Source organism: Microcoleus sp. MOSTC5 (genome assembly GCF_036701825.1).
Taxonomy (GTDB): domain Bacteria; phylum Cyanobacteriota; class Cyanobacteriia; order Cyanobacteriales; family Microcoleaceae; genus Microcoleus; species Microcoleus asticus.
The window spans coordinates 25,533-46,980 of sequence record NZ_JAUBRK010000026.1 but is presented as its reverse complement, the minus strand read 5'-3'; the positions used below and the strand labels follow the sequence as shown (position 1 = coordinate 46,980).

General features: G+C 42.9%; 13 protein-coding genes. 4 read left to right on the top strand and 9 right to left on the bottom strand.

Annotated elements, in window-relative coordinates:
* The first annotated feature begins 133 nt into the window (after positions 1-133).
* Together QUA54_RS16125 and QUA54_RS16120 are read left to right on the top strand one after the other, a co-directional pair.
* On the top strand, positions 134-574 hold the full coding sequence (locus tag QUA54_RS16125) for a YlqD family protein (RefSeq protein WP_172186046.1): 441 nt from the start codon (positions 134-136) through the stop codon (positions 572-574).
* Positions 575-747: 173 nt separating this feature from the next.
* Entirely contained in the window at positions 748-2,058 is a 1,311-nt protein-coding gene (locus tag QUA54_RS16120) for a dihydrolipoamide acetyltransferase family protein (RefSeq protein ID WP_333415414.1), read from the top strand.
* 604 nt (positions 2,059-2,662) lie between these two features.
* On the opposite strand, the gene mscL is transcribed toward QUA54_RS16120, so the two are convergent.
* The 3 genes from mscL to QUA54_RS16105 form a co-directional block, all read right to left on the bottom strand.
* Positions 2,663-3,100, bottom strand: coding sequence for a large conductance mechanosensitive channel protein MscL (gene mscL, locus QUA54_RS16115; protein ID WP_194067975.1), 438 nt, complete (start codon positions 3,098-3,100; stop codon positions 2,663-2,665).
* Between the two features lie 792 nt (positions 3,101-3,892).
* On the bottom strand, positions 3,893-5,320 hold the full coding sequence (locus QUA54_RS16110; protein ID WP_333415413.1) for a DUF3370 domain-containing protein: 1,428 nt from the start codon (positions 5,318-5,320) through the stop codon (positions 3,893-3,895).
* Positions 5,321-5,635: 315 nt separating this feature from the next.
* On the bottom strand, positions 5,636-6,370 hold the full coding sequence (locus QUA54_RS16105; protein ID WP_333415412.1) for a PEP-CTERM sorting domain-containing protein: 735 nt from the start codon (positions 6,368-6,370) through the stop codon (positions 5,636-5,638).
* Between the two features lie 730 nt (positions 6,371-7,100).
* Between QUA54_RS16105 and surE (QUA54_RS16100) the strand changes: the two genes are divergently transcribed.
* A complete protein-coding gene (gene surE, locus QUA54_RS16100; protein ID WP_333415411.1) occupies positions 7,101-7,778 on the top strand; it encodes a 5'/3'-nucleotidase SurE in 678 nt (225 codons plus the stop codon).
* Between the two features lie 482 nt (positions 7,779-8,260).
* On the opposite strand, the gene QUA54_RS16095 is transcribed toward surE (QUA54_RS16100), so the two are convergent.
* Complete coding sequence (locus QUA54_RS16095; protein ID WP_333415410.1) at positions 8,261-13,561, bottom strand: AAA family ATPase; 5,301 nt, start codon at positions 13,559-13,561, stop codon at positions 8,261-8,263.
* Between the two features lie 100 nt (positions 13,562-13,661).
* Positions 13,662-15,773, bottom strand: a complete 2,112-nt coding sequence (locus QUA54_RS16090; protein WP_333415409.1) for a carotenoid oxygenase family protein — start codon at positions 15,771-15,773, stop codon at positions 13,662-13,664.
* A 578-nt stretch (positions 15,774-16,351) separates the two neighbouring features.
* Here QUA54_RS16090 and surE (QUA54_RS16085) point away from each other — a divergent pair.
* Positions 16,352-17,029 (top strand): 5'/3'-nucleotidase SurE, encoded by a 678-nt coding sequence (gene surE / locus QUA54_RS16085; protein WP_333415456.1) that lies wholly within the window; start codon positions 16,352-16,354, stop codon positions 17,027-17,029.
* A gap of 152 nt (positions 17,030-17,181) precedes the next feature.
* Here surE (QUA54_RS16085) and QUA54_RS16080 read toward each other — a convergent pair whose 3' ends face one another.
* From QUA54_RS16080 to QUA54_RS16065, 4 genes are all read right to left on the bottom strand, one after another.
* Complete coding sequence (locus QUA54_RS16080) at positions 17,182-18,573, bottom strand: ATP-binding protein (RefSeq protein WP_333415408.1); 1,392 nt, start codon at positions 18,571-18,573, stop codon at positions 17,182-17,184.
* Positions 18,574-18,587: 14 nt separating this feature from the next.
* The gene (locus QUA54_RS16075; RefSeq protein ID WP_333189850.1) at positions 18,588-19,139 is read right to left on the bottom strand and encodes a heme NO-binding domain-containing protein; all 552 of its coding nucleotides are present in this window, start codon (positions 19,137-19,139) and stop codon (positions 18,588-18,590) included.
* Positions 19,140-19,773: 634 nt separating this feature from the next.
* A complete protein-coding gene (locus QUA54_RS16070) occupies positions 19,774-20,361 on the bottom strand; it encodes a hypothetical protein (RefSeq protein WP_333415407.1) in 588 nt (195 codons plus the stop codon).
* Positions 20,358-20,621, bottom strand: coding sequence for a helix-turn-helix transcriptional regulator (locus QUA54_RS16065; RefSeq protein ID WP_333415406.1), 264 nt, complete (start codon positions 20,619-20,621; stop codon positions 20,358-20,360). Before QUA54_RS16065 ends, QUA54_RS16070 begins: the two co-directional genes overlap by 4 nt.
* Positions 20,622-21,448: the final 827 nt, after the last annotated feature.

Sequence of the window (21,448 nt, the reverse complement as noted above, 5' to 3'; positions counted from 1 at the left end):
AAAATTATCCCAACACCCGAGTCCCGAGTCCGAGTCCTCAGTCCTCAGCCATTAGGAAATATTTACCAACTAATGACTGATGACTAATGACTAATGTCTAATTTCTAATTCCCAACTGACAATCAACAACTTTATGGAACCACAATTACTCTTGAAGCGATCGATTAACGTTAAAGTCGTCGTTACTCCCCGCTGGAAAGAAGAAGCTCAACAGCAACTCCAAGCCCAAATCAACCAAATAGACTCTCAGCTACAACAGTTAGAAATGCAAGGGCAGCGGATGGTTTCAGAAATCCAAAAGCAAAACCTGCACCCCCCAGGCCCGCAAGTAATGCAGCAAATAGAAAACATTCAAGTGCAGGTGAATCAAAGAAAAAGCGAACTGCTAGAACAGAAAAACCAAAACCTGCAACAGCTTCAGCAAGTGCAGGTGCTAGACCTCGAGCAAGAAGTGAGTCAAGGTCAAATTGACGGCACGTTCACTGTCGGGCTGGGAGAAAACTTGATTCAAAAAATGCAAGTAGAAGTTCTCCTGCGCGACGGCATAGTCGAAGAAATTCGAGGTGATATTTAGAAATTGGTAAGTGGTAATTGGCGATCGGTAATTGGCAATTGATTTTCAGTCAACAGTCACACATCAAGAATGCGAGAGACTGGCATAATAATAAGTATTGCCGGTGGCCGATCGCCAATTATCAATTGCCAAATACCGATTACCTATTACCAACTCAAAAGGACTTTTTACAGATGATTCGCGAAGTTTTCATGCCAGCCCTGAGCTCTACCATGACAGAGGGCAAAATTGTTTCCTGGGTCAAATCCGCCGGAGACAAAGTAGAAAAAGGTGAAACGGTGGTGGTTGTTGAATCCGACAAAGCAGACATGGACGTGGAGTCTTTCTACGAAGGTTATTTAGCAATAATTATCGTACCTGCAGGGGAAGTTGCTCCGGTGGGAGCGGCAATCGCCCTGGTAGCAGAAACAGAAGCTGAAATCGCCACCGCTCAGCAGCAAGGAACCCCCGCCCCAACCGCAGCAGCAGCCCCCGCTCCCAGCCCCGCTCCTGTCAGCGCAGCTACATCGTCAGCAGGTTTGCAGCAAAATGTCAGCCGCCAAAACGGCCGCAGCGTCGTTTCTCCCCGCGCTCGCAAGTTAGCTAAAGAATTTAAAGTAGATTTGAATTCTATCAAAGGCAGCGGGCCCAACGGCCGCATTGTCGCAGAGGATGTGGAAGCAGCAGCCGGGAAAGCCCAACCCGCTCCGGTTCAGCAACCGGTAACAGTTCCCGCAGCACCCGCACCCGCAGCACCCACAGCACCCGCACCTGCACCCGCCCCCGCAGCAGCCAAACCCGCACCCACACCAGTCCCGGCGGTGGCACTTTCGGGCCAAAGAGTACCGATGAATGCGCTGCAAAATGCGGTGGTGCGGAATATGGAAGCAAGTTTGAGCGTGCCGTGTTTCCGCGTGGGTTACACAATTACTACTGATAATCTCGACAAACTCTACAAACAAATTAAGTCGAAAGGCGTCACGATGACGGCTATGCTGGCGAAAGCAGTAGCAGTAACTTTACAAAAACATCCTCTGCTGAATGCTTGTTATGTGGACTCGGGAATTCAATACCGCGCTGATATTAATGTGGCGGTAGCGGTGGCGATGGACGGCGGCGGTTTGATTACGCCGGTGCTGCAAAATGCCGATCGCCTCGATATTTATTCGCTCTCGCGCACTTGGAAGGATTTAGTAGATCGCGCCCGCACCAAGCAGTTGAAGCCTGATGAATACAGCACGGGCACTTTTACTCTTTCCAATTTGGGAATGTTTGGAGTAGACAAGTTTGACGCCATTTTGCCGCCGAATCAAGGCTCGATTTTGGCGATCGGCTCTTCGCGGCCGCAAGTAGTAGCAAACGAGGATGGTTTGATGGGAGTGAAGCGCCAAATGCAGGTGAATATTACTTGCGATCACCGGATTATTTACGGTGCTGACGCTGCATCTTTCTTGCAAGATTTAGCTAAATTGATTGAGACAAATCCTCAATCTTTGACACTTTAATTAGGACTAAAGTCCTGACTACAAACCTTACTCTGAGGTTCGTAGTCAGGACTTCAGTCGGGAACATCTCAGTATTGCAAAAAGGATTTTTATTATAGAACCCATTTGACATCTTTTGTAAAATCCTTACAGGGCAACTATTCTAGCCTAAATTTAGGATTCTACTGATTCGCCCCAAACCTAGTTGTGGTAATAAGTCTGGAATAGATGTCAAATGGGTTCTATAGGCCTGAACTATGCCTACAGCCATACCCTCGATAATAAAGAAAGCATCTCCAAATTGAACGTTAATAACGTGTAATTTCTCAGCGTTAAAAAAGCACGCAATTCGGAAACACGTAAAAGAAAAATTATGAAAAATACTGTTTATCACCACCAAACTTTGGATTCAGGATGCCGGTTACGAAATCGCAAAGAAGGCTTTTGAAATATCTTTAGTGTGAGTGTGCAAAAAAGGAGATAACAGCCTAAACTTTTGCCTGCATCCCCTAAAAATCAAGTATTAAGTAGTTGTACAAAATTAATCACACAAAATATCCCCTGAAAGCCTTACAACGTAAAGAGTCTTTATCTAATTAATTTCGTTTGGTTACTTACGTAGGCTCTAAATACCACGCGATTCCAATGCTTTTGCTAAGCGTTCTAAAACTTCTGTCATCTTTTCCTGGTTGAGAGTAGCAGCATCAACAAGTGCAACTTCTGCTTCTGCTTCTGCTGCTTGCCGACGAATTAATCTTTTTTTTGCAGATTCTACGCTTCGGAGTAATAGAAAAATAACAAAGGCGATAATCACAAAACTAATTACAGATGCCAGGAAAACACCCCATTTTATACCTCCTGGTGCCCAACTTTCCAGGTCTTTAGCTCCCGCAGCCGTTAAAGCAGGATTAAGAAGAATGGGAGTAATAATATCTTTGACTAAAGAATCAATGATTTTTCCAAAGGCTCCACCAATGATGACGGCAACTGCCAGTTCAAGGACATTTCCCTGAACTAAAAACTTCCAGAAATCGCTCCAAAATCCGCTACTACTTCTTGCCATGATGGATGTTCCCCTATAGATATGCCAGTAAAATTTATTTTCTCATGATTCAGGAAAAACTTTATTATATTTTAAACCAAACAAACTGGTCAAAGGCGATCGGGTTCAATCTAAGAACGGAGTGGCGCGACTTTTTGGTGCAACGGATGTTGTCCTTACTTTTCACGCTATCTCTGAAAGTCTTGTCAGGCAAGGGTTTCATCTGAAGACGTTTGTCAATGATTTCTACTTAGGGCTTGCTGAAAAAGTGTACGCAGTGGAAAAACGAGGCTACACAGCTTGAAAAATAGTAGGTTTATTGGTGAATTCCCAAATTTAGCCAGAGACGAACAACCAAGGTGCAAAGGTTTTGAGCCTCTATAAAACCCGTTTGACATCTTTTACGCTGTTATACGTGACCGCAAAAGCATTATCCAGCAGCAGCCATGCCTTATTGTAGCAGTCTAACGGATTCAGAATGGGAAATAATTGAACCCATACTACATGAGATATTGCCCAGGAAGAAGCTAACTAAAACCATGTAACTGGACAAAAAGAGAAATCTTAGATGGAATCTTCTATCAACTAAAAAATGGCTGCAATTGGTAAGACCTACCCAAGGATTGGCCCCCTTACAAGGGCCGTATATTGGCTTTACTTGCAGTGGCGAACACAGGGAGTGATAGAAGAGCTGATGAGAGTGCTACATGGGCAAGTGCGTGAGCAGGTAAAAAAAGCCAAATGGACTACATTTTAGTTTTTCTTGATGCGGACTAAAGTCCTCACTACAAACCTTTGACTACTGACTACAAACTAATTACTCGATCGCACAGTCAAGACTTGCGGCGGCGTCGCATCCGGCGGATACAAGAAATCCACCTGCACCAAACGGCGTTCCCCCGGCTTCATATTCACATTCACCAAAGGTTCTCCCTGCTGTCCCCGGCGCTGCACGATGTGAATGTAGCGCGTCAAAGTCTTGCCCGTATCATCATTAAACATCACCCGCACCGTACCTCGGAAAAATATCCGATTTTCGGGAGGATCGTAAAACATCAATCCCCCCGATTCTGTATTTGCTTTGATCGGTGTTTGCATTTTAATGCTAACAGATTGAGACTCGCGAGATTTGTTGTAAAGCGGAAAAGTTAAGTTGTATTGAATCCCGTAATTACCATTAGCTAAGTAAGCAGTATCGGGATAGCGAGCTAACATTTTAGCGCTTTGAACTTGACCAGTGCCAAAAGTACCCGTATCCGTTGTGCTCAGAGCGTAAGAAAATGACTCGCCGCGCTTGGGAACAGTTAAATAATCGGTTCTCGAATTGTCCGTAATTTTAGCTTCCCACTGAGAACCTTCAGCTACTCCCGCCACGCGGCCGTAAATTTTTTGCACCGGATTTTCGCCTCTGGGAGTTGGTGCTAAATCTCTCGGCCCCGCTAAACCTTTGGTATTTAAAATATTTTCCCACTGTTCTAAACTCGGATCTTGCTCGACTCCTCCTTGACTTTTAGGAGCAAACATTGCTAATGATGCTACATAAACCGAATTGCTGCTCGACATTCGCATCAAGGTCGATCGACCGTTGGAAGAAGGCGTGACATTCCCCACAGGTATCGGCAAATTCATCAGCATTCGGCTCTGATTCGCCGGAATCTCGATCGCAGCGGGCAAAATGGCTTGTCTGTATCCCCGCAGCACATCGCTCGTGATGCGGCTTCCAGGCCCCGCAAACACAGTGCCAAATCGATTTTCTAAATACGACGGCAAATCAACAAACAAGGCATCCGGCCGAGTTAAATAGGTCGCTCCTTGCAATACTTTTAAAGTAACAGGTTCTGAGTTGGGATTGTGGACAATTATTCCTTGAAATAAGGTGCGAGTTTCTTGGCGATTTTTAGCTTTAGCGATGTGGTGGGCAAAGATGTCAAATCGGCCTTTGAAGGGGAAGTTTAAGTGTGCAGAAGGTACTTGTTTTCCTTCGGAAGGAAATGTGGAGAGCAAAATGCCTTCCGTTTGCACAACTTCGGGGCTGTTGCTGTTGAAAACCGGGATGTTGTCGAGTTTTCCGGGCAAAACGCGTACTTGTTGGGGCACCGTCACAGTGTTCAGCGGGCCGGTTGTTGGAGGTGCTGGCAAATCCAGTTCGTTTTCCGGTATCGAAAATTCTTGCTGGATGATGACTTGTTGGGTCGGAGGTGTCGGGATTGCTTGAGCTAAGGGTAGAATTGGCAAAAACATTGCTGTGAGCGCGTTTAACTGAACTTGCAGAAGATTGCCTGGACATAGCAACCGACACAAAACATTACCACAAGTTGGTTGATATTTTCTGGGGATTTTGAGATTTTAGGTTAATTTTTGCGGAAATTCGGGCATCGCAAATTTTTTGTTCTGTACCTTGACAAAATGTAGATTTGGTAAACGTAGAGCAAAAATAAGAGCCAGAAGAGCGATAGCTGCGCTGGCTCTTATGAGTTGATACTAGAAGTTAAGCTGAATTCACTACAAATGCGGCGAGCTTGTCTTCCGATGGATGGCCCGCACCCCTGAGAAAATTCACGCAGTGGCTTTTTTTGCCTGCTTGCGGCGGGCTGCTACTAAACTTCCCAACCCCATCACCATACCTGCCATAGTGGTTGGTTCGGGCACTGGCTCAGCATCAGCGGAAATTCCCGCCATAACTTTGTCACTGGTACCAACATTAGACCCACTTACCTGCTGGAAGCGAACCCCTGCCTTAAGCGTACCATTCTGAAATCCCGTCAAGAAAGCACTTTCTGCCTGAGCCGCACTCAGACTGCTGCCAGTTAGCAAAAAGCTAACCAAAGTAGAGTCATTTTTATATAAGCCTCCATTAGCGTTGCCACCATTAAAGCTATTGCGCGGAGTGCTAATGCCATAGTCGAAACCGTTGTGCAAGCCGCTAATATCAACATTGTTCCAAAACTTTGTAAAAGTGCTGCCTGCGGTAGATTTAACCGATGCATTAACGCCGCTCAATACGTCAAATGCCACGGCAACGAGAGAAGAGTTAATTGCGCCACCGGCTGTAGCCTGAGTGCCAGTGGTATTGGTGATGCCCAAATTCAGGAGCAAATCGGCTCCACTTTGGACAAAGTTGAAGTCCAATGTTGCAGTAGCGCCGGTGCCAATGCCGTTGGTAGTACCGTACTGAGGAGCTACCGATAAACTGAATGCTTGGGCTTGCGTTGCAGTTAGTAATGAAGAAGCAATTGCTAAACCAGCGGTAGCTATACAGGCAGTTAGTGGTTGGGCGAAGTTGGTTTTCATAAGAGTAATACCTTGTTTATATCGTTGGGGGGATTGACTTTATTCATTTCTTTTGGTAACTACTTACAGCATCGATCGTTTAAAAGTGTTTGTCTATACATTTTTGATACCTTTACCAAAACAATATGGTGCGAGGTTTATTCTTAAACTTTTCGTAAACTCGGTTTTGTCGCAAGCGCTAGGATGACTGGTGCTGAGGCATTTCACGGTTAACTATCCGTTATTGCAACTTTTGGGATCATCGGTTGTCACAACCGCTAACTACGTAATCCTACTAGCATAGGACAATAATTTATACAAAAATTGAGGATATGTTTGCCGATCGCCAGATGTACGCGAAAGTAAAATATAGTTGCACAGTAAGTAAATATAGAATTGGTAACTATTCCCGGACGCAGAAACCGGGTTAGAGAGACTAAAATACGGCGTGGAGAGCCTGGGTACCGCTGAAAAAACCTGGTCGAGTCCAGTCTCAGTGCGTAAGTCCACTACACTTAACCTTATGCAGACACCGCCCAAAAACGGGTACAAGCCCCCGACTAATGTCGTGGAAAGCCAAAAATTTTAGACTCTTGTCCAATCTCCCAAATACATCTGTGGAGTAAATCTAAAATCTAAAATCTAAAATCTAAAATCTAAAATCGACACAATCCCCGCGTCCCCTACCATTTGAGATTGCATCGGCTCGCCTGCGAGTGACACAATAACCTTACAAACAGACAAATTTTTAATGAAAATTATTTTAACCAACGACGACGGCATAGACGCTCCGGGAATTCAGGCACTTTTGCAGGCTGTCAGCGGCAAAACAATTATGGTGGCTCCTCAAGGGCAATTGTCGGGCTGCGGGCATCAAGTGACGACCCACAGTCCGATTCATGTCGATCGGCGATCGTCCTTTGAGTATGCTGTAGGGGGAACACCGGCCGATTGCGTGCGCATCGCTCTTCATCACATTTGTGCGAAGCCGGATTTGGTGCTTTCGGGTATTAACGCGGGTGGCAATTTGGGAGTTGACGTGTATATTTCAGGTACGGTTGCGGCTGTGCGGGAAGCAGCCATGCACGGTATTCCGGGCATCGCCATTTCCCACCGGATTAAAAGGCCGCTCGAAATTGATTGGGATGTCGCTACTCGTTGGACATCGCGGGTGTTGGCGGATTTGCTCAACCGGGAACCAAAGTCTGGGTGTTTTTGGAATGTGAATTTGCCACATTTAGCGCCGGGAAGTGCGGAACCGGAAATTGTGTTTTGCCAACCTTCGACCCAGCCGCTGCCCGTGGTGTACCGGGTGGAGGGAGAATACTTTTATTATGCGGGAGAATATGGCTCGCGCGATCGGGCGGCGGGGACTGATGTTGACGTGTGTTTTGAGGGTAATATTGCGGTGACACAGATATCGCTGTGATAGATTTGGGCGATCGAACTATATTTTTTATCAACCAAGTCTAAATAGACGGTCTTAAATTCGATCGGGGACGGAATGTTTCATTCCAGAAACAGCTTTATCGAAGCAAAAGCCATTTGAAAGTAGCAGTTTAGCAAACACATTTAGAGCCAAAACATAAGGATGGTATCCGGTTACGAAAACGCTATGGTCGGCTGATTGACAATTTATTTCTATTTTTGGAAGATGCGACAATTCCGCCCACGAATAATTAAGCGTGAACAGGCGATTCGGATGAGCGTGATATTTCGTCGTGTTACCAATGGCTTCCGTTCGGAATGGGGTCGAGATTTGTTTGCTGCCGTTCGTTCAGTTGTCAATACTGGGAAGCGACAGGGTTTAACTGCTTATCAATCCATTCAACAAGCTCTCTCTATTAATGGCTCCCTTTTTTCCCCGAGTTGAGCAATTACCAATTACCAATTACCAATTACCAACTTGCGTTATTTCTGTTTTAGGACTACCAACGTAATGTCGTCAAAAACTTTATGTTTGTCAATATGCTGCCGCAGATTATCGATTACTGCTTGTCGAATTTCTTCAGCCGTTTTGTGGCGATTTTCTTTGGTCACTTGGCACAATCTTTCTATGCCGTAATAGACTTTATTTATATTTACAGCTTCGGTAATTCCATCTGTGTAAAGCACTACTACATCCCCTGGATTAAGATGCACTTGAACTTGGGAAACAAAATCAGCAATATCTTCCTCTAATCCCACAGGAAAGCCGAGTTCCATTGTATCGATCCGTTCGATGTTACCATCAGTACGGACTACAATTATTTCTTCATGTTGACCGCTGAGGGTAAAGTTACTATCTTGATAATCTAACAAAACCAAGGTCATGTTTTTAGACGAGTCGATGCGCTCGATATTGGCATAAAGGGTGCGGTTTAACACATCAAGAAACTTCACCGGATCGGTTTCGTTCATTTGTTGGAGAGTGCGGACGGCGGTTTGCGCCATAATCATTAATACGCCACTTTCTAAACCGTGTCCCGTAACATCGCCGATGCTAATTTTTACCTTATCATTTTGGGATAGCACGTCGTAGTAGTCGCCACCAACTTCATCGGCAGGTTGCATATATCCAGCTATTTCTAATCCTTTAATTTTATCTAGTTCTGATTGTTTGGGCAAGATCATTTGTTGCAGTCGTTTCGTGACTTCTAACTCAGCACTGAGGCGGATGTTTTCGGCTTTAAGTTTGTTGTTGAGGCCGCTAATTTCCTGGTTTGCTTGGGCGAGTTGGGCGGTGCGTTGTTGCACCTTTTCTTCTAAAGTTTGATAGAGACGGGCATTTTCGATGGAGATCGCAGCTTGGGCGGAAATGATGTTGAGGACTTCTAGGCGATCGCGCGTAAAAGCCCCCGCTGTTAAATTATTTTCTAGATATAAGATGCCTACCAACTTACCTTGATTAATCAGGGGGCTACACAAAATAGATTTAGGTCGCTGCTGAATAATATACGGGTCAGAAGCAAACCTGGTTTCAGTGGTTGCATCATCGATCGCAAGAGTTTCTTGCGTGCGTTCTACATAATTAACCAGCGAGATAGGTATCACTTGATTTTCAGTCCCTGACTTGGATATTAATTCACATCGTTCACCCGTACATTGAGCTTCTATTTTCCACTTACCTGCTGGGTCAGGTATGATGAAATAAAATTTTTCTGCTCCGGCGTTTTCCAGCAAGACTTGCATCAAACTCGATAGTAACTTATCTAAATTAACTTCCCCTGAGAGCGCTTGGGAAGCTTTGATAATTGTTGATAAATCCAGCTCTTTTGCAGAACCTGAACTGGTAGAAGTGACAGTGGTTCTGGTCTGAACAATCGTTTCGCCTCTTCCACTCGTCAGGCTGTTTTTCCTACCGACGACTGGTGCGAGTAATTCAGAATAGCGCTCTTCTAAATCCTTAACTTTTGCCTTTGCTCCCCAGCGAATATAAGCATAGTAAGCGTCTATCATGTAGGTACGCGCTACTTTCTGACGACCTAAAGTTAAATAAAATTCTGCTGCTAGTTCATTGGCGAGGGCTTCGTGCTGGACGTATCCATTTTCCTTGGCTCCATCTATCGCCAGGTCGTAATATTCCATTGCTGAGAAAGATTGCCCCAATACGCGGGCTTTTTCTGCTTCTACTAAGTCATACTTATGCTGGTAATTGGCTGGGCAATGGAACGCCCAATTTTTTATGCTTTTCTGAGTTTCTTCTACTTGGTTGAGGTATTCTTGTTTCTTTTCTTCCTCTCCTGAATCTTCCTGAGCATACTGGGCTAAAAGAATCAGACAATAGTAAAAAGTCTGTTCAATAAAACTAATATTTGATTGAACGTAACCTGAATATTTCAACCCCTCTATCGCAAACTCGATAGCTTCTTCATACTGCTTAAACAAATAGCAAACTACAGTTTTGGCAAAATAAAGTCTGAACAAGCAAATGAAATTATTTACTTCTCTTAAATAAGAGATAGCTTTTTCCTCATTTAATATGCTGCCCATCAAGATCAGTTTATTATCTGTCATCCCCCTTAAATTTTCTACTAATTGACCGAGAATTTTGAGTAAATATAACTGGTGTTCTTGGGACAATCTATCTGCCAAGTCAATATATAGTTTTTGCTGTTCTTGCACGTAGTCTAGATGCTCTGCCTTAAAAAATAAATGCGAGCAATAGTAATCAGCAGCATGACAAGCATATTCTATATCTCCAAATTCTAAGCCGCTATTAATTGCTTGACGAAGGGGTTCTATCGTTTCCCTAGTATGCTTTTTGAGGTGGATAATACCGATGGAAACATTAACTAAAACTTTAGAACGAAACTCTCTAGCATCTAACTTCTCTAATAGCTGCAAAGCCAGTTGCCCCAGTTGATAGGATAAATTTATATCTGAGAATAGCCAAGATACGAATATACCGTAAACAGAATAGGCGTAAGTAGATTGCGGCGAATTCCCGTACTGACGAGAAAGTTCCACCATAGTATATATAATAGGTAGCGATAGCGGGCTTTCTGCAAAGCAAGCAGGTGGGAATATAAGAACTAAAAGCTGCATAGCCGCCTGCTTGTAGGGCTCGCTCATTTCAGGCAGGTTTGCTAACTCCTCAATATTGAGTTCTTGCGGGGGTGATTCATATAGGGTCACTCCTAGCATTTTTAGAACTTGCAGTCCGGCATCTAAGCCATCATTATTTTGATTTTTAGCGAGGTAAATTCTAATTTTCAGTTCGTATAAGTTGACTTGTTCGAGGATTGTTTTGGCTTTTTGAAACACGCGATCGCACAAAATTTCCGCTCGTTCTAAATTGGCATTGAGATATTCGGCTTCCGCCGCTTCCCGATAAAAATTAAATGTCAGATCGTATCTACTTTCCCAGCTATCTTGGCTCAGGAGTTCTATACCTACATTCAAATAATTAACAGCGGCTTCATATGCAGTAGCTGCCTTCGCTTTCTGTCCAGCAATCAGGTTTAATTCAGCCAACTCATCTTTTTCTGACTGATTAATTAGCAAATCTGTGCCAAAATTCAGTTGGTTAACCAGAGCAAAAATATTATCTTTTCGCTCTTGCTCTGTTGTATTATTCAGCAACAGTTGACCAATTTTCAGGTGAGTGGCTTTTTTGTCTGACTCTGGAATCAAAGAATAGGCTGCTTGTTGCACGCGATCGTGCAAAAATTTGTATTCAACTTTGATATCCCGTACAGATGCCAACTCTTCCTGGGCAAAGAGTAGAGGAATTTTGTAATTTTCAGACAGCGGCAGAATCAAACCTGCTTGCAGTGCTTCCCACAAATGAGCAGCCGTCGCTATGTTTGATTCTTCATTGACAATTGATAAAACTTCTAAGTTAAATTGGTTGCCGATACAAGCCGCTAATTTTAATGCTTTCTGGGTTGTTTCAGGGAGTTTGCGAATATTGCGAGCAACCAGTTCAACAATATTGAAATCAGCAATGCCAATCGCCTGAATTTGTTGAATATCCCACTCCCAGCGGTCTGTGTCTACCTGATAAACCAGCAGATTTTCCGAGTACAGGGTTTTGAGTAGCTGGGTTAAGAAAAAGGGATTGCCTTGGGTTTTATTAAAAAGTAATTCAGAAAAAACTTTTATTTTGTCTGAATTTACGCTGGCATCGAGAGTATCGGCGATTAATTGGTTGACGCTATCCAAAGCCAGCGCCTGAATGGTGATATTATTCACCACCGTTTCAGTTTCTTGAATTTTTTCTATTGTCTGAATTAAAGGATGAACGGGACTGACTTCGTTATCTCGATAAGCTCCAATCGTTAATAAATATTTGCTATCTGGGTCAGTGACTAAGAGTTGGATTAACTTTAGAGATGCCGAATCTGCCCACTGTAAATCGTCTAGGAATATGACTAGCGGGTGTTCTGGTTGACAAAAAACGCGAATAAATTGTTGAAATACCCGATTAAATCTGTTTTGGGATTCCGATGAACCCAGTTGAGGAACTTCAAGCTGTTTACCGATAATTAGTTCGACTTCGGGGATAACATCAATAATAACTTGACCGTTATTATCTAGCGCCTTTAATAAGTTTTCTTTCCAAATAGCAATCAGTTCGGAACTTTCAGTTAATAGCTGACGAACTAATTCTTGAAATGCTTGGATTAACGCCGCATAGGGAATATTGCGCTTAAACTGGTCAAACTTACCCGCAATAAAATATCCCCTAGCTGCTACAATTGGTTTATGAACTTCATTGACGATTGAAGTTTTACCAATCCCGGAATAACCGGAAACTAACATCATCTCGGTAGCACCGAGGCTGACTCGCCCAAAGGCATCTAGAAGAATTTGGACTTCGGTTTCTCTACCATAAAGCTTCTGGGGAATGAGTAATTGGTTGCCGCGATCGCGTTGACCGATGGGAAAATTTTCAATCTTTCCAGTTGTCTGCAATTGCTGCAAACAAGTTTCCAGGTCAAATTTTAATCCCGCCGCACTTTGATATCGGTCTTCCGCATTTTTTGCTAACAGTTTCATCACAATATCTGAAACCGCTTGAGGAATTTCTGCTACCTCTTTAGGTGGGACGGGTTGTTTGGCAATATGACAGTAAACCAACTCCATCGGATCGGTGGTAGTAAATGGCAACTGGTTGGTCAGCATTTCATAGAAAGTCACTCCTAAAGAATAGAAATCGGTGCGGTAGTCAATTGCTCGATTCATTCTCCCTGTTTGTTCGGGTGACATATAAGCGAGAGTCCCTTCTAGCAAGTTGGGATTGCTAATGCTTTGGTTTTTCAATTCCAAGCGCGATGAAATACTAAAGTCAGTCAGTTTTACTTTTCCGGTTGCTGGATTGATAATGATATTTGAGGGCTTAATGTCTTTGTGAATTATCGGTACTTGATGGAGATAGATCAAAGTTTCGGATAGAGCGAGCGCTACCCTCAACAACTCGGTTATTGACAGGTTATTGGCTGCCATAAAATGATAAAGGGATAGACCCCCAAAATCTTCTAATATTAGCGCTAAACTATTCTGATAATTTTCTAAGTTGTAAGTTTTGACAATTCCTTCACACTCTAAATTTTGAGTAATTATAAATTCTTGCCTTAAATTGGTGATTTGTTCAAGGCTAGGATAATCATATTTAATAATTTTAATGATAACTGGTTGTCGGTAACCATCTTTTTTAGCTCTATATACAACAGTCCTTACTCCATCGTAAATTTTTTCTATAATTTCGTATCCCGAAAGAACTATCATATTTTTAGTTTCCTTTCTTGTTTGACTTTTTTAAAGAGGGTCTATGAACCAAGAAGCCCACCTGCCAAAAGCGCGATCGCGCTTTTGGCAGGTGAGTTTCTTAATGAAAATGGGGGTACACCTCATTCTCAAACAGCTTCCTAATCTCTGGCTCGTTTTGATCTACTAGCTCCTGGTAATCCTGTTTCACTGGAATCTTGTAACTAGCTTCTGGGCGCTTAGAAATCTGTCGCAACCATGCTGTATGCAACGTAAACCCAAACTTGAGTTTTGAATTATGCAATTTGCACAGGGGGCCATCTGACAGTTTGTTACCATTGAAAATCCAAATTTGATTTGTGGGTTCCAAATTTTTGTCTTCAAAACAAACAGCACAGACGATGTAACCGTTTGTAGAACTTTCACCATCACCACGGGGTATGAACTGGGGTGATAGCGTCATGTAGCCGCAAGGGAACTCATAGCGATCGGCAATCACCATCGACTTTGGGTGCAGCCTGAACAAGCAAGCAGGTTTACCCTTTTGGGCTAAGCGGATAACTTCTGAGAGCGGTATTAATCGGTACTTATAATCGTCGTACAGATCGACAATGTATTTTGTCATCAAATCTCCCCACAGTCCAAACGAACTCCAGTAGACATTTTCTAGCTTTCCTGGAGTCAAACCTGTAGGGAGCCTATCTAAGTAGGCATAGAGATCGACAGCCCATGTGGCGTTGATGTCGGAGATAACTTGGGACTCAATCAGTTGTCCAGTCTCTCCATGAATTATGTAGCGCCCCATTCGTCCGATGTCAGTCTCATCGTGTTCCATACCATGCAGGTAATGTGGCACGGGTTTGTGGGGTTTGGAGGCTGAAACATCATACTTCCTAAGCCATTCAGCTACTTGCATTCCACAAAGGTGGGCAACGTGGAGAGTGATATTGCCATTGGGATTATCATAGTCCACCAAAAAATGGGCAGCTTCGAGAGGAATTACCACTTTCTGGGCGACGACTTCAACTTCCTTATTACTGCTAGCTGGACGCTGGCCTGCTTTTAGATCGGCACGGCGCACGATATAAATATTAGAATCCGGCAGAGGCGGACGTTCTAGTAAATTTCTCAAGTGCTGCTCTAGTTTTTTATTCTTGGGAAATGGGTTGTTGATTATCTGCTCCAGACCCATAATGAAGGCGGTGTCCATCAGTACCACATAATCTTTAGTTACTCCTATCTGATGAATAGTTTGTTCAATTTTAACCGGCGTGCCATCAGGCAGTACCAGCTTCCATCGTTCCAGTTCGCCAACACCATCCCAGCAAACTACATAGGTAAAATCCTCCAATTCTTTCCCAAATATACTTCCAATGGAGCTCATTAGGTTTTCAACTATGTCTCGGGAGAAGCCGAACACAGCACGGGAAATATCTTTGATCAAATCCGTTTGACAGAACCCCGTCAGTGTTACGAGAATTTCCTCTATTAGTTGGGGAATTTCTTCGATCTCATAAACCCACTGAATGCCTTCTATAAAACTAGCCGCTGATCTGCCGTAATTAACTGTAAACATCTTACCTTCACCGGAATAATCAAAGGCAGGATGAGCCGTACTCAAAATACTTTTGCAAGGAAATTTCTTAGGATTAATTATTGGAATTTTGAGTTGATCCAGTTCCCCCCGCCACTCTTGATTCGATCCAACTGGTGTTACCACTTCCAGGGTGTCTGTATCAATTTCATAAGGACGACCTGCATCATAAGTAACTAGCAAGCGATCGCAGGAGTCCGCAGCAAATTTCATGGGTAGAAAAGCTGTATTTAATTGATTACGCAGACCCAGAGACATAGACAACCGAGCAATGCCGCGATTGAGGAATTTATACTTTTCATACTCGCCTCCACGCTGTGTTGCTTTGTCAGCATAGTAATCTGGTGGCTTAACAAGGCGAGTCTTCACCCTCACTTCGCCTGGTCGATCAAAATCAAGCCTATAAATCATGCCATCGCCATTCAACAATGAGTCTCCGTCTGTAAATGGGAGTCCTCCTGATTCAACAGTGCCGACTGGAGCAACAATAAAGACGTGACCCTGTAAGTCATTTGGTAAGTTCCCTTCAATCTCCAGTTCAAGGTTATCCAGTTCATCCTGATAGGCGGTCATAATCGACTGTGGAACGGCACAGCCGTCTGTTACTGCTTTGGTATTGCTTTGAGTGGGTTCGTTCATGTGGCTCTCCTGAGTAGAAATGTAATAATGGTAACAGTGTAGATAAGTATTTGATTTATGAATGGGAAAGGAGAACTGTAACTTAGATACTATCTTTGATAAAGATTTGATATCTATTCTCCCATCCCCTGCGTCAAAGCGCAATTGGAATCGACATTAACTTATTATCGGCTCTCTCGTACTTATGGTGATAACGCAAGCTAATAATTTAGCAGGATCGAGGATTTCAACGTTCAGTCTCAGATACTTAATATAATCTGCTACTTTTAACACCAAGCATCGGGGAGAGGCGAGGAAAAAATGATGTGATTAGATGTTTGCATCGACACTGATGTCATGAATGCTGCACTGGGGCAAGCGTAACAAGTCGCTTTAGCTGTCATATCAAGGTGCGACTCGGCTAAAATGTGGCGCGCCACATTTCTGGGGCAACTGTTCAATTAATGCCATGATATAAATGTGTGGCAATGCTCATACTGACGATCGCCACTAACCAACAACCAATTTGGGCTAGAACTACCAGAAGGTTGCCAGCCTCTGCGCTCTCAAATCGGTTCTATAAAACCGACACATTTTTAATGACGATAATTTTAACCAACGACGACGGCATCGATGCTCCGGGCATTCAAGCACTTTTGCAAGCAGTAAAGGACAAGACGATTGTGGTGGCTCCCCAAGGCCAATTGTCGGGCTGCGGGCATCAGGTGACGGCTCACAGTCCGATTCATGTCGATCGGCGATCGTCCTTTGAATATGCTGTAGGGGGAACACCGGCCGATTGCGTGCGCATCGCTCTTCATCACGTTTGTGCGAAACCGGATTTGGTGCTTTCGGGTATTAACGCGGGCGGCAATTTGGGGGTTGACGTGTACATTTCGGGTACAGTTGCGGCTGTGCGGGAAGCAGCCATGCACGGTATTCCGGGAATCGCAATTTCCCACCGGATTAAAAGGCCGCTCGAAATTGATTGGGATGTCGCTACTCGTTGGACATCGCGGGTGTTGGCGGATTTGCTGAACCGGGCACCAAAGTCTGGGTGTTTTTGGAATGTGAATTTGCCGCATTTAGCGCCGGGAAGTGCGGAACCGGAAATTGTGTTTTGCCAGCCTTCGACGCAGCCACTGCCAGTGGTTTACCGGATGGAGGGAGAATACTTTTATTATGCTGGAGAGTATGGCTCGCGCGATCGGGCGGCGGGGACTGATGTTGACGTGTGTTTTGAGGGTAATATTGCGGTGACACAGATATCGCTTTGATCGATTTTGGCGATCGGATAAAACTATATTTTTTGCATTGTTTGCCCAAAAAAGCGTGAAGCGATCGGCTCATCAAAACTTAGGATAGGAAGCAATTTCTTAAGAATCTCAGCGGCTTCAGCCCGCTTGAGTTTCAACTTACAGGTTTGAATTTAGAGCGAAATCTCGATCGCAAATTCTGCTCCTTCTCCCGGTGCAGAAATACAGCTTAACTTACCCCCGTGCTTTTCCACCACAATCGAATAACTAATTGACAATCCCAAACCCGTACCACTTCCCACCGGCTTCGTCGTAAAAAATGGATCGAATATCTTATTGATTACCGACTGTTCCATGCCCAGACCATTATCAGCAATGCTCACTACCAAATTCTGACAATCATTAACTAAAGTCCGAATAATAATGGTGGGTTCTTTGTTCCAGTCAGCACAATCTTTCTGTGCATCTCGCAAAGCATCTATGCTATTACTGATTATATTCATAAATACCTGATTAATTGCCGATGCGTAGCACTGGACTAAAGGCAATTCACCATATTGTTTAATCACTTGAATCTCTAGAGCTTCACCATTAGATTTCAGCCGATGCTGCAAAATCAACAAAGTGCTCTCAATTCCCGAATGAATATCTACAGGTTTGATTTCCGCTTCATCGTGGCGGGAAAAGTTTCTGAGAGAATTAACTATTTTGCGAATGCGTTCACTGCCAATTTTGATAGAGTTAAGAATTTTAGGAAGATCGTTTTCTAAAAAAACGAGATCGATTAGGGCAGCTTCTGCTTCAATTTCAGATGGTGGGTGCGGATAGTATTTCTGATAAAGGTATAAGAAATTTATGAGATTTTGAACATAGTCTTGCAGATATTTCAAGTTACCATGAATAAAGTTGACCGGATTATTAATTTCATGGGCAATTCCTGCAACTAACTGGCCTAAACTTGACATTTTCTCTGCTTGAATTAGGTGTGATTGCGTTTCCTGAAGTTCACTCAAGGCTTGCTTTAAATGTTGTGCTTGAATTTGGGACAAATAGGTCAGTTCTTTCTGAACCTCTAGTGATGCTTGCAGCTCATTTTTCTGCTTAGTTAATTCTTCTGTAAGGCTTTGAACTTCCCGAAGAGCTGTTTGGCTAGTTTGTTGCAAAAACAAAAAATCCGGAGTCAGATCGTGGATGGCAAAGTCTTTCAACTTAACCGCTAATTTCAATAGTAAGCTTGAGTCGGGAATCCACACCGAGCAGATAAAGAGGATCACGTCATCGTCTTTTAGATAGACCATTTGCCCCTTTAATCGTAGAGAGTTATGTTGGGATTCCAGAATAAATAATGATTTGATTTTTTTCTGAATCGTCAAAAAGTCAAATGCGATCGCTGGCTGATGAATTTGAAAATGTCGATCTATCTGTTCACCTAATAATGGTATTTGATGAGTCCGTTGCAATACATCCCCAACCTGGACAATCTCCAGATTTTGATTAAATCCTATATGAAATGGAAATATATCGCAAAACATCTGGGGATTCAGTGTATAGAGCGGCTTAGTCATGAATCACTTACAGTCTATTCTGATCTGTACTCAATACGAAATGTGTCATGCTCGAATCCTTCTTCACGGGATTGAGTTTGTGTGATATCAACTTCTGTCTGGAAACGATCGCCCAAACCTTTGACTAACCCGACTACCATTGGTGCCAGACCTTCCCGTGTAGAGCGATAATGCAGCTCTATCACATCTTCGGCAACTTCTGTAGATTCAAAAGATGGTGGTCGCAACTTAGGGAATTGCACCCCAATCCGAGTATGTAAATCATCTAGATTTTCGAGAAATTCGGGTAATGTATCTCCCGCCATATCTAGTATTTCTTGATAACCCGCACTAGCAGTATATTTAACCCAGTATTCGCCAAAATCCTGCATAATTTGTGCGCCAGAAAAGCCAAGCACTTCACTAGCAGATTTCACTAGACGATGAGTCAAATCATCAGGATAAGCTTCTAAAATGAGAAATTGCTCGTCTAGGACTTGCGCTTTCTGCTTAATTTTTTCCCAAGTAGCTTCATCAAAATGCTCGCATACCATCTCTTGAATCGCACGATTAATTAAACCATACATTTCAAATTCCTCCACTTATACGGTAATTTATATTTATAAAATAAAAACAAATGATATAAAGTCAGTTTCTTGACTGTAGAATTTACACCGATCGAAATTTCGTGTATCATATCACAATTTTCTGTGCGATAGATAGTTAGTCATCATTTTGTGTCTTTACCTAAATATTTAGTAAAGTTAAATATTTTTACTTAAATATAAAATTGTTGTAGGCTGGGTAGATCCGCCAGAGTTACCTTTGAGGATTTGTTGGGTTGAGCGAGCTCTTACCTCTTTTTTGCCACAATCACAATAAATCCCTATTAGGGATTGAAACACTGAGGCTGTCGTCTCTCAGGGTTCTACACTGTACGGGTCTTACCAACCAGATATCCCAAAATAGGATAAGGTATTAGTTACTGAATTTTTAGAACCACGTAAATCAACAAATGAGTCGATGTAACCCTGAAGCGAATTCTCCCAGCATCTTAAAAAGCAAGGCGACTAGCACTGTTGGTCGTGGAAAAAAAGCTACTCTCAATACCAACTTGAATTTTTCTGCATAAAGTGACGAATACGTTGCTTTATATCTCGGCGATAGTCTCCAGCAATACGACAATTGGGAGCAACCTACTGTCATCGTTTCAGATGGAGCTTACGGTATTCTTGGGTTTGAAGGAGACACGTCTGTTGTAAATTTGCTGTTCTTTGAGTTGTATCTTCCGGCTCCTAAAACAAGATAATCCGGCGGATTGTGATAGTGGGTATCTCTCGCTACAGCTACCGATAAACCAGAGACAACGCACACATCAAGAATGCGAGGCTTGCCATAGATGATTTTATCGGGTAGCCATGCCAGGATAGCAACGTGAGTCCGATCGAACCTAAAGTGATTCTGACTATCCTTGAAACGTGCTGTTATCTCTGTTGCTAATGGGAACCAGGCTTTAATCTCTAATCCTGGCGTTGGTTGAACTGTACCCACAAAAATAGTATCTGGAAACCCCGGATCTTGCCTCTGCCACGTGCCAAATTCAGCAAACTCATTTTGTTGATTCAAGAATTCAACTGTGTTAAATTCGATTAAATTTCCAACTAACGGTGAAAGTTTCGAGATTACTTTAGAGAGGTTCACCGCTGCATTTACGGTGACAGGTTTAGATACATCTAAAACGTCGAAAGTATGACTCGATAAGCGATCTAGATATTGGGATGCAAGTCTGATTACATCTTGCGTGTTCATATCTCGCTCTCACAAGATGCTTCAGATATTTTTTGTGAAATTTTCCTAATAATATCGCAAGGATCTACACCAATTACATGGGCAACTAACAGAAACTCAATTACATCTAACCGTCGTTCACCGTTTTCATATTTGGCTACGAAAGACTGGGGCTTTTTAAGAGATTTAGCAACAGACTCCTGAGTTAGTTGCGCTTCTTTACGAGCGGCAATCATACAGCAACGGAAGGTTTCATATTCATGGCTAAAAACAGATTTCATTATACTTTGGGTTTAGCACTGCATCTCCCCTAGATATAATAAACCTGTTTTCGGATAATCCCAAAATAGGATATTTAAATCTGTTAATAATCGATAGTAATGACAATTGCACAAAATTAATCGCAATTCCGAGAGTGGCAGCTATCTCTACTTGCGGCCATCGGTGCTACCATAATTTTTTTTGTCATCCTTGGGCTTAGCAACACCATCAGGTTGTTTCTTTGGCTTTTTGACTTCTTTGTTGCTTTTTCTTTCTTTGGACATGATCGTTCCTCAATTTTGACTCAGCATAACATAGATTGACACATCTGCCTAACTGCCAGTAGAGGGGGCGATCGTATACAGATATTACTCGCTGTTAGTTTTGTACAATCTGCTGTATATTATCCCCTAGGTTTTGAGCGAATAGCCTCTACCGTTAGGTCGATCGATAAATCCCTCAGAAGTACAATGTCTTAAAATTACTTTTAACCGCGATCGACTCCTAGAATAGCAGCGACACAACAGAGAATAATTCTCGCTTATTAAGCTGTTCCATATCTAATTTTAATGAAAAATGACAGTAGATAAAATATGGAGCTACGACTAGGCCAGCCTTCGCCACACCTGGCGCGAACACAACGAACAAATTTGCAGTAGTCTTAGTTCAAAAAAGCTGTTCGCCACAGTTGACAACAAGGAGATTAATTTATTATAAATAATGGAAAACTTTCTCAAGAAATTAGTAATTTTTTAGGTGGTAGCCATAACACATAAGCATATTGGTGTGTAGATGGATAGTCCGAACATATATAATCACTGCACGACAGAAGTGAAAAAGGTAATTA